This window comes from Flavobacterium sp. (assembly GCF_044360715.1).
In the GTDB taxonomy this organism is placed as follows: domain Bacteria; phylum Bacteroidota; class Bacteroidia; order Flavobacteriales; family Flavobacteriaceae; genus Flavobacterium.
Genome location: NZ_JBIKJY010000026.1, coordinates 17,742 through 30,572, shown reverse-complemented (window position 1 = coordinate 30,572; position 12,831 = coordinate 17,742). Strand labels below are relative to the sequence as shown.

Genomic DNA, 12,831 nt, shown 5'->3' with positions numbered 1-12,831 from the left:
TCGACCTAAGGAGAAATCACATAAAGTTAAAAATAACAGATTATTTTTTGAACGTAAATAACAAGATGTTTGTTTTAAGTTTATTTACAAAGATTATGAGATTTCTCCTAAGGTCGAAATGACAAAGTTTGTGGATGAAATATATTAATAAAAATAATAAGTAATTGTCATTTCGACCTAAGGAGAAATCACATAAAGTTAAAAAGTATGATTTCTCTTTATAACGAATTAATAAGATGTTTAATTCAAGTTTGTTTAAAAAGATTATGTGATTTCTCCATCCGTCGAAATGACAAAGTTTGTGGGTAAGATGACAAAGTTTGTAGGTAAAATGACAAAGTTTGTGAGTGAAATGACAAAGTCTTAAAAAAGTAAGAATTATTTTTTAAGTTTTTCTTACATTTGTTAAACAAAAACATATTCTGTGAGCCAAATTAATAAACTAAAAATACTCAACGATCCTATTTATGGTTTTATTACCATTCCCAATACTTTAATTTACGATTTAATTCAGCATCCGTATTTTCAGCGTTTGCGTCGTATTTCTCAAATGGGCTTGTCTTATTTGGTTTATCCAGGGGCACATCATACCCGTTTTCATCACGCTTTAGGATGTATGCATATTATGCAAAAAGCGGTTCAGACACTGAAATTTAAAGGTGTTGCCATTTCCGATGAAGAAGAAAATGCATTATACGTAGCGATTTTATTACACGATATAGGACACGGGCCTTTTAGTCACGCCTTAGAGAATAGCGTATTGGAAGAAGTACATCACGAAGAGTTGTCGTTGTTGTTTATGGAGCAACTTAATAAGGAATTTGATGGTAAATTAGCATTAGCCATTCAGGTGTTTAAAGGCGAATACCATAGAAAATTTATGTTGCAATTGATTTCCAGTCAGTTAGATATGGATCGTATGGATTACCTGAAACGCGATAGTTTTTATACAGGTGTCAATGAAGGAAACGTAAATAGCGAGCGATTAATTCAAATGCTAAATGTACAAGATGATGTGTTGGTTATGGAAGAAAAAGGAATTTATTCTATAGAAAAGTTTCTAATGGCGCGCCGATTGATGTATTGGCAAGCCTACTTACATAAAACTAGTGTTGTAGCTGAATTAACATTAACTAAGATACTAAAACGAGCAAAGGAGCTTTCATCAAAAGGTGAGGTGTTATTTGGAAGTCCTTTTTTATTGTTCTTTTTAAATCATAAAATTGAATTACAACAAATAGATAAAACCATCTTAGATACGTTTTCTAATTTAGATGATTACGATGTGTTAGGTGCGATTAAGCAATGGCAATTTCACGATGATTTTGTACTGAGTTCTTTAAGCAAAATGGTCATCAATAGAAATCTACTAAAGATTGAATTAACCGAAGATAAAGTAAACAAAATCAAATTCTTAGAGTTAAAAGAAAAATATATGAAACAGTACGCTATTTCAGAAAATGAAGTAGGCTATTTTGTGTTCAAAGGCAAACTAAAAAACGAAGCCTATAGCAAGTCTTCGGAGCCTATTAGAATTCTAAAAAAAGATAAAACAATTGAAAATGTAGTGGAAGCCTCAGATCAAATGCACTTAAAAGCATTGTCAAAAACGGTAATCAAATATTTTATTTGTTATCCGAAAGCGGGAGATTAAGGTTAATTTTTATATTTTTGCACAGACGAAATGAGTAAAATTAATTTTACACAAAGTAATCATATATATAATGACGTGTTTGTCTTAAATATAGATAGGCACTAAAGCATACAAAATGAAATTTACAGCAGGACAAATAGCAGGCATATTGGATGGAGTCGTTTTTGGAAATCCAGATGCTGAAGTATATAAATTAGCTAAAATAGAGGAAGGAACAGATGGTTCGCTAACTTTTTTAGCTAATACGAAGTATTCCAATTATTTATACACTACAAACGCCACTATAGTTATTGTAAATAAATCGTATGAGCTTGAAAATGAAGTAAAAGCAACATTAATTAAAGTTGATGATGCGTACAGTTCTTTTTCAAAATTATTAGAATATTACAATCAAATTAAATTAATGAAATCGGGTATAGAACAACCTTCGGTAATTTCGGATGGCGTAACCTATGGTGACGATTTATATTTAGGTAGTTTTTGTTACATTGGTAAAAACGTACGAATTGGAAATAATGTAAAAATATATCCAAATAGTTTTATTGGCGATAACGTAACTATTGGCGATAATTGTGTGTTTTTTGCAGGAGTGAGGGTATATTCTGAAACCGAAATAGGCAATCATGTTACCATTCATTCAGGAACGATTATCGGTTCTGATGGTTTTGGTTTTGCTCCACAAGAGGATGGTTCGTTTACTAAAATTCCACAAATTGGAAATGTCGTTATCGAAGACCACGTAGAAATTGGGTCTTGTTCTACAGTAGATAGAGCAACACTTGGTACTACATATATAAGAAGAGGCGCGAAGTTAGATAACCAAATTCAAGTGGCACATAATGTAGAAATTGGTGAAAATACCGTAATTGCAGCACAAACCGGCATTGCTGGTTCTACAAAAATTGGTAAAAATTGTTTAATTGGAGGCCAAGTAGGAATTGCAGGACATATTACAATAGGCGATAGGGTAAAAATTCAAGCCCAATCAGGTATCGGAAAAAGTTTAAAAGACGGAGAAGTTGTACAAGGTAGCCCAGCATTTAATTATGGCGATTTTGCAAAGTCATTCGTACACTTTAGAAATTTACCTAAAATAGTTAATGAAATAGAAGAATTAAAAAAGAATAATATATAAAATCATGTTAAAACAAACAACTCTAAAAAGCGAAATTTCTTTAAAAGGTGTCGGACTTCATACGGGTCAGGAAGTGACAATGACTTTTAAACCAGCACCCATTAATAATGGTTTTACATTTGTACGTGTCGATTTAGAAGGAAGCCCAATTATTGAAGCAGATGCCAATTATGTAGTAAATACACAACGTGGTACTAATTTAGAAAAATTAGGTGTCATGATTCAAACACCTGAGCATGTTTTAGCCGCTTTAGTAGGATGTGATTTAGATAATGTGATTATTGAGTTAAATTCTTCTGAATTGCCTATTATGGATGGTTCTTCAAAATATTTTGTAGAAGCGTTAGAAAAAGTAGGTTGTGTTGAACAAGAAGCCGAAAGAAAAATATATGTTGTAAAAGATGTTATCTCTTATTTGGATGAAGCTACAGGTAGCGAAATTACTATTATTCCAAGTGATGGGTATTGTGTTACAGCAATGGTTGATTTTGGTACAAAAGTTTTGGGAACACAAAATGCCAATATGAAAAACATTTCTGACTTTAAATCGGAAATTGCTGATTGCAGAACGTTTAGTTTTTTACATGAATTAGAAGCGTTATTAAATAACGGATTAATTAAAGGTGGCGATTTAAATAATGCCATAGTTTACGTAGATAAAGAAATTTCTGAAGAAACTATGGGTAATTTAAAGAAAGCCTTCAATAAAGAACATATTTCTGTAAAAGAAAACGGAATTTTAGATAACTTAACGTTACATCATCCAAACGAAGCGGCACGCCATAAACTATTAGATATAGTGGGTGATTTGTCTCTTATTGGAAGAAGAATTCAAGGAAAGGTTATTGCAAATAAACCAGGGCATTTTGTAAACACACAATTTGCTAAAAAAGTTTCAAAAATTATCAAATTAGAAGAAAAAAATCAAATTCCAGTTTACGATTTACATAAAGAACCGGTATTAGATATCCATGGAATTATGGATTTACTACCTCACAGACCTCCGTTCTTATTAGTAGATAAAATTTTAGAATTATCTGAAACGCATGTAGTGGGCTTGAAAAACGTCACGATGAATGAACCTTTCTTTATTGGACATTTTCCAGGTGCGCCAGTGATGCCGGGTGTATTGCAAGTAGAAGCTATGGCACAAACGGGAGGTATTTTAATTTTAAGTACGGTGCCAGATCCAGAAAATTATCTTACCTTCTTTATGAAAATAGATAATGTAAAATTCAAACAAAAAGTATTACCAGGTGATACTATTGTTTTTAAATGCGAATTAATAACACCAATTAGAAGAGGAATTTGCCATATGCAAGCGTATGCGTATGCCAATGGGAAATTGGTTTCGGAAGCCGAATTAATGGCACAAATAGTAAAAGTTAAAAACGATTAAATAAAAAACGTAATATTTAGAAGTAATCATTGACTTCTAACTATTTAGACATAAAATATAAAATATATGAATCAACCATTAGCATACGTTCATCCAGGAGCAAAAATTGCAAGAAATGTAGTAATCGATCCGTTTACTACCATTCATAATAATGTAGAAATCGGTGAAGGAACTTGGATAGGCTCTAACGTAACCATTATGGAAGGCGCAAGAATTGGTAAAAATTGTAATATTTTTCCAGGATCGGTCATTTCTGCCGTACCACAAGATTTAAAGTTTGGTGGTGAAGATTCTTTAGCAATTATAGGTGATAACTCTACAATTAGAGAATGTGTCACCATTAATAGAGGTACCGTGGCGGCTGGAAAAACAGTAATTGGTAAAAATTGCCTTATTATGGCAACTGCACACATTGCACACGATTGTATGATTGGCGATAATGCTATAATTGTAAACGGTGTGGCATTAGCAGGCCATGTTACAGTTGGACAATATGCTGTAATTGGTGGTTTGGCTGCAGTACATCAATTTATTTCTATTGGTGACCATGCGATGGTTTCTGGTGGAAGTTTAGTAAGAAAAGATGTGCCACCTTTTTCAAAAGCTGCAAAAGAACCTTTATCATACGTGGGAATTAATTCTGTAGGATTAAGAAGAAGAGGGTTTACCACAGAAAAAATAAGAGAGATTCAAGATATATACCGAATTTTATACCAAAAAAACTACAATACGTCTCAAGCAATGAGTATTATTGAAGCCGAAATGGAAGCGACTCCAGAAAGAGATGAAATTTTAGATTTTATTAGAAATTCTTCTCGCGGAATAATGAAAGGCTACACTGGAAGCGTTTAATAATTAAAAATATAATTTAAAAAACAAACAAAATGGCAAGTACATCAGATATTAGAAATGGTTTATGTATTAAATTTAACCACGATATTTATAAAATCATCGAATTCTTACACGTAAAACCAGGTAAAGGTCCTGCGTTTGTAAGAACAAAATTAAAATCATTAACTAACGGAAAAGTATTAGACAATACGTTTTCTGCAGGACATAAAATAGATGTAGTACGTGTAGAAACTCAAACGTACCAATTTTTATACCCTGAAGGAAATGATTTTCACTTTATGAATATTGAATCTTTTGAGCAAATTACTTTAAATAAGAATATTTTAGATGCGCCAGATTTATTAAAAGAAGGTACAAATGTAATGGTTCAAATTAACACAGAAACAGACCTGCCTTTATCAGTAGATATGCCTGCATCAATTGTTTTAGAAGTAACTTATACTGAACCTGGTTTAAAAGGAAATACGGCTACAAATGCTACCAAACCAGCGACTGTAGAAACGGGTGCTACCATTAATGTTCCTTTATTTATTAATGAAGGAGATAAAATTAAAATTGATACAACTTCTAGTTCTTATATGGAACGTGTAAAAGAGTAATTGAAATAAATGAAATTTAACAAAACATACACATTAAAACAAATTGCTGAAATCATCAAGTCTAACTATGTTGGATCAGATGATTTTCCAGTTTATGGTATGAATGAAATTCATGTGGTAACACCTGGCGATATTGTTTTTGTAGACCATCCAAAATATTACGATAAAGCGTTGCAATCTGCAGCTACAATTGTACTTATCAATAAAGAAGTAACATGCCCAGAAGGAAAAGCATTATTAATTTCAGATGATCCTTTTAGAGACTTTAATATTTTAACTAACTATTTTCGACCTTTTCAGTTTTCAAATGTTTCAATTTCAGAAACAGCTACTATAGGCGAAGGCACACTAATACAACCCAATTGTTTTATTGGACATCAAGTTCAAATTGGTAAAAATTGTTTGATTCATTCCAATGTTTCCATTTACGATAATACTGTAATTGGTGATAACGTAATTATTCATGCAGGAACTATTTTAGGTGCCGATGCTTTTTATTATAAAAAACGTGCAGAAGGTTTTGATCAATTGCTTTCTGGAGGACGAGTTGTTATAGAAAACAATGTTGGAATTGGCGCACTTTGTACCATTGATAAAGGCGTAACAGGCGACACTACTATTGGAGAAGGTACAAAAATTGACAATCAGGTTCATGTAGGACACGATACAGTAATTGGAAAAAAATGTTTAATTGCTTCCCAAACCGGAATTGCAGGTTGTGTTATAATTGAAGATGAGGTAACACTTTGGGGACAAGTAGGTACCACAAGCGGTATAACTATTGGTGCGAAAGCTGTAATTATGGGGCAAACTGGAGTTACAAAATCTGTTGAAGGTGGAAAATCTTATTTTGGTACACCAATTGAGGAATCTCGCGAAAAATTAAAACAATTGGCTAATATTAAACGTATTCCTGAGATTTTAGAAACTTTGAAAAACACTTCAAAATAAAAATAGCGCATTCTATCTATTTGATTGAAAAACCAAATGGATACCAAATTAGCAAAATAGTAGAAAAAAAAGTATAAAAAAATTAATTTATTACTGGCAAAAAACTTATTTTTGCTCAACTTTTAAAAAACAAATAACCTCATGAGTGTTTTAGTAAATAAAAATTCAAAAATTATAGTTCAAGGATTTACAGGAAGTGAAGGAACGTTTCACGCTTCTCAAATGATTGAATACGGTACAAATGTAGTAGGTGGTGTAACGCCAGGTAAAGGTGGTACGTTACATTTAGATAGACCTGTTTTTAATACGGTTAAAGACGCTGTTAAAACAGCTGGAGCAGATACTTCAATCATTTTTGTACCGCCAGCTTTTGCTGCAGATGCGATTATGGAAGCTGCAGATGCAGGAATTAAAGTAATTATTTGTATCACGGAAGGAATTCCAGTTGCAGATATGATTAAAGCATATGATTTTATACAAGGTAAAGACTGTCGTTTAGTAGGTCCTAACTGTCCGGGTGTAATTACTCCAGGTGAAGCTAAAGTTGGTATTATGCCAGGTTTCGTATTCAAAAAAGGAACAGTGGGTATTGTTTCTAAATCAGGAACATTAACTTACGAAGCAGCTGACCAAGTTGTAAAACAAGGTTTAGGAATAACAACTGCAATTGGTATTGGTGGAGATCCAATTATTGGAACTACAACAAAACAAGCTGTTGAATTATTAATGAACGACCCTGAAACGGAATGTATCATTATGATTGGTGAAATCGGTGGTCAATTAGAAGCTGATGCTGCTAAATGGGTAAAAGCAGATGGTAATCGTAAACCAGTTGTTGGTTTTATCGCTGGTGAAACCGCTCCAAAAGGAAGAACAATGGGTCACGCAGGTGCGATTGTTGGTGGAGCAGATGATACAGCAGAAGCTAAAAAACGCATTATGAGAGAATGTGGAATTCACGTTGTAGATTCTCCAGCAGAAATTGGAAAAAAAGTAAAAGAAATAATGGGATAATTTCCTGTATTTAAAATACATAATAATAAAAGCTCCTTTTATGGAGCTTTTATTACTTATACTAATCAAGTTCACTTAGTATTACGACTGAGTGGCAAATAAAATAAAAATGGAAAAAGAATTAAAAAAATACAAATCAACAAATAGTTTTTTATTTACAACGGATTTGAACTTAGAAGAGGTTTGTAATGCTCCAGATGGTGCAAGTGGTGTTTTCTTGGTATTTGATGCCAGTAATGAAGAAAAACAATTAATTATGGTAGGTTCAACAGGCACCGTTCAGAATGATGGTACGTTGAAAGTGAAAAGTGGCGGTTTATACGATAAAATTGTAAACGGACATCAATTTGCTAAAACAGGAAGAAAATATTCTTGGCCTGCTCAAATGAAAAAGGAAGAAATTACTGCTTTAGAAGTAGTTTGGTATGAAACTTTTACAGGAAAAACAAAAAGCATTCCAACATTTGTTGAAGCGACTGTTTTACAAAGTTTTCTAAAAGACAACGGGACACTTCCTAAATGGAATGTAGCTTTCTAAAAAATAAACTGATAAAAAAAATCCCGCTCTGAATATTTTAGAGCGGGATTTTTGTTTTAATTAAATGGGTTAGACCATTTCGTATTGGTATACACATCTGTACCAGACAAAGTTCTTAAAAAAGCAACAACAGCATCAACTTCTGTTGCGGTTAAATTTAATTGTTGTCCAAAACCATTACGACGTAATCTTGGGTCAAGGTTTGTATTTCCTGGAGTAATAGTAATCGTCCCGTAGTGACCAATTGCAGCTTGCAGCGTAGTAATTTCACCTGTATGCATCATAGGTCCGTTAGGAGTTCCGTCTACTTTGACTAAATCTCGTAAAGAAGGAGCTCTAGTATTTCCTATGTCAATTCCTGCACCTCCAATTGTTCCAATAATTCCATTGTTTAATGAACCTGGTGAAATGTCAAATTCGGGAGCTCTGTGACATCCTGCACATCCTAAGCCGCCACCTATTCTACTTCCGTTTGCATTAAACGTTGGAGCAGCCAAAAATAAATTTTTACCCTGATTTTCTTGTGGTGTGAAATTAGAAAATGGTTGACCCTCATTCGTCGCCAATACTCTTCCGGCATCATATTTTGAATCAAAAGATTGAATACTGCGAATGAATTGAGCTAAGGCAATTTGGATTTTATTTTCTGTAATTTCAGAGGATCCATAGGCAAAATCAAATAATTCCCGGTAATAATCTATGGCACTTAATTTTGTAATTAATCCTGAAAAAGGCAAATCACCATTGGTGCCACTAAAGCCCATTTCTCCATGATCTTTGATAGGCATTGTAGTTTGAGTTTCAAGGTTCAAAGCTCTTTCATCCCAAAAGAATTTTGTTTCAGCGGCAAAACGTGTATTTATTAATCGCATAGAATGGCGTCCAGTAGTTCCGTTAACTCCTATACTTGCTACGTTATCATCTCCAAAAGCTACTGCTTGCTTGTGGCAACTAGAACAAGAAATCGTATTGTTTGACGACAATTTTTTATCGTAAAATAAAATTCTTCCTAAAGTAGCCCCTTTGTTTGATATAGGGTTTAAGATACTATTGTCTTTAGTAATGTATGCTGGAACGGTTTGGTTCGCATAATTTGCTAAATTATTTAAATCAACTGAACTGCCAAATTCTGCTAATACAGCAGGATAGGTTTCAGTAATAGCGGTGTAATCGTCTTCGTTATTGTCATTACAAGACATAACTGAAAAAGCAATTGCTAAAAATGGTAAGATTTTGAAGGCTTTCATAGGCTTTTTGTTTGGTTTTATTTCATTTAGACTTGCAATAAACAAAAAGGTTTAATGTAAAAGAAGTTTTTATTACTTTAAATTATTATTATATTTGACTTTTATAAGAAAGTATATCATTTAAATAGAAAAGTATGAAATTATTAGAAGGAAAAGTAGCCATTATTACAGGTGCAAGTAGAGGAATTGGAAGTGGTATTGCAAAGGTGTTTGCTCAAAACGGAGCAAATGTTGCCTTTACATATAGTTCATCTGCTGAATCTGCCTTAGCATTGGAAAACGAATTAAATGCTTTAGGAATAAAATCAAAAGGGTATAAATCAAATGCTGCAGATTTTAACGAAGCGCAAAAATTAGTAGATGATGTAATGGCTGATTTTGGAAATATAGATATATTAATTAATAATGCGGGTATTACAAAAGATAATTTATTAATGCGTATGTCGGAAGAAGATTTTGATGCGGTAATGAATATCAACTTAAAATCGGTATTTAATATGACTAAAGCGGTACAAAAAGTAATGCTTAAAAATCGTGCAGGATCTATTGTAAACATGAGTTCTGTTGTTGGAGTGAAAGGAAATGCAGGACAAGCAAATTACGCCGCTTCTAAAGCAGGTATGATTGGTTTTACAAAATCAATCGCATTAGAATTGGGTTCAAGAAATATTAGATGTAACGCCATCGCTCCAGGTTTTATTGAAACAGAAATGACAGCTAAACTAAACGAAGATGTTGTAAAAGGTTGGAGAGAATCTATTCCATTAAAACGTGGTGGAACACCTGAAGATGTAGCAAATGTATGTGTGTTTTTAAGTTCTGAAATGAGCGCCTATGTTACAGGACAAGTTATTAATGTAGACGGGGGAATGTTGACATAGTATTATAGATAAGGTTTAAAAGTTTATGTGTTTAAAAGTTTAACAGGTTTTGGGTTGAATCTAGCTTGAAATTTATAAATTTAATAGTGTTTCAATGAGAATATTTAGTTTTGAAAAGTTGATTGCTTGGCAAAAAAGCAGAGAATTAGCTATGTTGATATTTACAACAACTAAAAAATTCCCAAAAGACGAATTATTTGGATTAACTAGTCAAATGAGAAGATGTTCTGTTTCTATTGCATCAAACCTAGCTGAAGGTTCAGGAAGAAATTCTATGAAAGATAAAGCTAGATTTTCTGAAATTGCTTACAGTCTTCATTAGAATTATTAAATCAAGTTATTTTATGTCGCGATTTTGAATATGTAGATGAAAATCAATCTATTTTAATAAGAGAAAAAATAATTGAAGTAAATATGCTAATTGATGGTTTGTATAAGTCGCAAATTTCTAATATAAAATAACATTTACACAATCCATAACCCCAAAGACTTTTAAACTTTTAACCATATAAACACTTAAACTTAAAATGACATCAAGCACCATTCTTTTAATACTACTTTCGGTTATTATTTCTGGAGTTGTTGCGTTTTATCAGTATTTATTTAAAGTCGATAACCAAAATAAAACAAATTGGTTATTGGCTTTTTTGCGTTTTATTTCGGTTTTTTCATTGCTTTTATTAATAATTAATCCTGTAATTTCAAGAAAAATAGTAGAAACCAATAAAATTCCGCTTGCTATTGTTGCCGATAATTCTCGTTCTATATCAGAATTAAAAGCTACGACTGATGCGTTAAAATTAGTTGAAACATTAAATTCAAATTCAGCATTAAAAGAAAAATTTGAAATTCAAAACTATACTTTTGATGAAACATTTATCGCTGGAAAGCCTCTAAACTTTAAGGGAAATCAATCAAACATTCACGAGGTAGCTGTAAATTTAAAGCAATTAAATAAAAATGCATTTTACCCAGTGGTATTAATAACCGATGGAAATCAAACTATTGGAAATGATTATGTGTATAGTTTTCAAGAATCAACTACAATTTTTCCTGTTGTTTTAGGTGATACTACAACGACTTTTGATTTAAAAATCAATCAGCTTAACGCGAATAAATATTCGTTTTTAAAGAATAAATTTCCGGTTGAAGTATTTTTGCAATACAATGGAAATAAATCTGTTTCCACTACTTTTTCTATTGAAAAAAACGGAAAAAAAGTTACCAGTCAAACTGTAAATTTCGATAAGAAAAACAAAGTGCAATCGGTGCAAATTTTGTTAGAAGCGGATAGAGTAGGACTACAAAAATACAAAGCGGTACTTTCTTCATCAGTAAAAGAGAAAAACAACTATAACAATACTAAAAACTTCGCAGTAGAAGTATTAGATCAGAAAAAAGAAATAGCTATTGTATCCGATATTTCTCATCCAGATTTAGGTGCAATAAAACGCGCCATTGAATCTAATGCACAACGTAACGTAACAATTGTTAAACCTAATTCAATCAGTGATTTAAAAAAATATAATGTATTGGTTTTGTATCAACCAAATGCGTCTTTTAGAAAAGTATTTGAAGTGAATAAAAATTTAAAAATAAATACTTTTATTGTAACTGGAATGGCAACTGATTATAATTTATTAAATCAAATGCAATCCGATTTAGTGTTTAAATTAACCAATAAAAAAGAAGATTTTACAGCTTCATTTGTATCCGATTTTAATCTTTTTGCTCAATCTGATATTCAGTTTTCGCAATTTCCACCATTAGAAAATCCTTTTGGAAAAATTACTGAAAAAGGAAGTGTAAACACCTTATTGAAAGCAAAAGTAAATGGCATTGAAGTTGGAAATCCTATTTTAACTTTTTCTGAAAAAGGCAGTAATAGAAATGCCTATTTATTAGGTGAAAACTCTTGGAAATGGCGAATGGAGAGTTTTGTTTTAAATCAATCTTACGAGAAATACGACCATTTTATTGATAAGATTATTCAGTATTTATCTACTAATTCTGCTAAAAAATCACTTTTAGTGGAACACGAAAGTTTTTATAATTCTGGTGAAACAATAGAGATATTCGCACAGTATTTTAATAAAAGTTATGAATTAGAAGAAAATGCAAATTTGTCTATCACTTTAACAAACAAAGCTACTAAGGCCATAAAAAACTACAATTTTTCAAAAGCAAATAATGGGTACCAAGCCCTTTTTGATGGTTTAGAACCAGGAAATTATGCGTTTCAAGTAAAAGAAAATACGAGTAACGCCAGTTATAACGGAACTTTTGAGGTTTTAGATTTTGATGTAGAAAAACAATTTGTAAATCCAGATGTATCAAAATTACAACAATTGGCTAACCAGAATAATGGAACACTTATTTTTCCAAATCAAATGGAAGCGTTAATTCAGAAGCTACTGCAAAAAAACACCTATTTGCCTGTAGAAAAAACTATAATTAAAAATTCACCTTTAATTGATTTCTTGTGGTTACTAATTATTATTGTTGTATCTTTAAGTACCGAATGGTTCATTAGAAAATACAACGGATTATTATAAACTTAA

General features: G+C 31.9%; 12 protein-coding genes. 11 read left to right on the top strand and 1 reads right to left on the bottom strand.

Annotated features, from left to right (window positions below; all coding sequences use genetic code 11):
• Nucleotides 1-424: 424 nt before the first annotated feature.
• The 8 genes from ACIQ16_RS08820 (at nucleotide 425) to ACIQ16_RS08785 (ending at nucleotide 8,142) form a co-directional block, all read left to right on the top strand.
• Nucleotides 425-1,654, top strand: a complete 1,230-nt coding sequence (locus tag ACIQ16_RS08820; protein WP_396150683.1) for an HD domain-containing protein — start codon at nucleotides 425-427, stop codon at nucleotides 1,652-1,654.
• A gap of 115 nt (nucleotides 1,655-1,769) precedes the next feature.
• Nucleotides 1,770-2,789: a UDP-3-O-(3-hydroxymyristoyl)glucosamine N-acyltransferase gene (gene lpxD / locus ACIQ16_RS08815; RefSeq protein WP_396150681.1), complete on the top strand. Its 1,020-nt coding sequence runs from the start codon at nucleotides 1,770-1,772 to the stop codon at nucleotides 2,787-2,789.
• A 4-nt stretch (nucleotides 2,790-2,793) separates the two neighbouring features.
• The gene (locus ACIQ16_RS08810; RefSeq protein WP_396150679.1) at nucleotides 2,794-4,188 is read left to right on the top strand and encodes a bifunctional UDP-3-O-[3-hydroxymyristoyl] N-acetylglucosamine deacetylase/3-hydroxyacyl-ACP dehydratase; all 1,395 of its coding nucleotides are present in this window, start codon (nucleotides 2,794-2,796) and stop codon (nucleotides 4,186-4,188) included.
• Nucleotides 4,189-4,254: 66 nt separating this feature from the next.
• Entirely contained in the window at nucleotides 4,255-5,040 is a 786-nt protein-coding gene (gene lpxA, locus ACIQ16_RS08805; RefSeq protein ID WP_396150677.1) for an acyl-ACP--UDP-N-acetylglucosamine O-acyltransferase, read from the top strand.
• 32 nt (nucleotides 5,041-5,072) lie between these two features.
• Nucleotides 5,073-5,639 carry an elongation factor P gene (gene efp / locus ACIQ16_RS08800; RefSeq protein ID WP_291242447.1) on the top strand — a complete coding sequence of 189 codons (567 nt, stop codon included), beginning with the start codon at nucleotides 5,073-5,075 and terminating at the stop codon, nucleotides 5,637-5,639.
• A 9-nt stretch (nucleotides 5,640-5,648) separates the two neighbouring features.
• Complete coding sequence (locus tag ACIQ16_RS08795) at nucleotides 5,649-6,590, top strand: UDP-3-O-(3-hydroxymyristoyl)glucosamine N-acyltransferase (RefSeq protein ID WP_396150675.1); 942 nt, start codon at nucleotides 5,649-5,651, stop codon at nucleotides 6,588-6,590.
• 141 nt (nucleotides 6,591-6,731) lie between these two features.
• Entirely contained in the window at nucleotides 6,732-7,604 is an 873-nt protein-coding gene (sucD, locus tag ACIQ16_RS08790; RefSeq protein ID WP_291242445.1) for a succinate--CoA ligase subunit alpha, read from the top strand.
• Nucleotides 7,605-7,713: 109 nt separating this feature from the next.
• Nucleotides 7,714-8,142, top strand: coding sequence for a hypothetical protein (locus tag ACIQ16_RS08785; protein WP_353076495.1), 429 nt, complete (start codon nucleotides 7,714-7,716; stop codon nucleotides 8,140-8,142).
• A 56-nt stretch (nucleotides 8,143-8,198) separates the two neighbouring features.
• Here the strand turns inward: ACIQ16_RS08785 and ACIQ16_RS08780 are convergent, their stop codons facing one another.
• Entirely contained in the window at nucleotides 8,199-9,389 is a 1,191-nt protein-coding gene (locus ACIQ16_RS08780; RefSeq protein ID WP_396150673.1) for a cytochrome-c peroxidase, read from the bottom strand.
• 134 nt (nucleotides 9,390-9,523) lie between these two features.
• On the opposite strand from ACIQ16_RS08780, the gene fabG reads away from it, so the two are divergent.
• From fabG to ACIQ16_RS08765, 3 genes are all read left to right on the top strand, one after another.
• The gene (gene fabG, locus ACIQ16_RS08775; protein ID WP_396150671.1) at nucleotides 9,524-10,270 is read left to right on the top strand and encodes a 3-oxoacyl-[acyl-carrier-protein] reductase; all 747 of its coding nucleotides are present in this window, start codon (nucleotides 9,524-9,526) and stop codon (nucleotides 10,268-10,270) included.
• A 94-nt stretch (nucleotides 10,271-10,364) separates the two neighbouring features.
• Nucleotides 10,365-10,592: a four helix bundle protein gene (locus tag ACIQ16_RS08770; protein WP_396150669.1), complete on the top strand. Its 228-nt coding sequence runs from the start codon at nucleotides 10,365-10,367 to the stop codon at nucleotides 10,590-10,592.
• A 205-nt stretch (nucleotides 10,593-10,797) separates the two neighbouring features.
• Nucleotides 10,798-12,825 (top strand): hypothetical protein, encoded by a 2,028-nt coding sequence (locus ACIQ16_RS08765; RefSeq protein ID WP_396150667.1) that lies wholly within the window; start codon nucleotides 10,798-10,800, stop codon nucleotides 12,823-12,825.
• Nucleotides 12,826-12,831 lie beyond the last annotated feature (6 nt).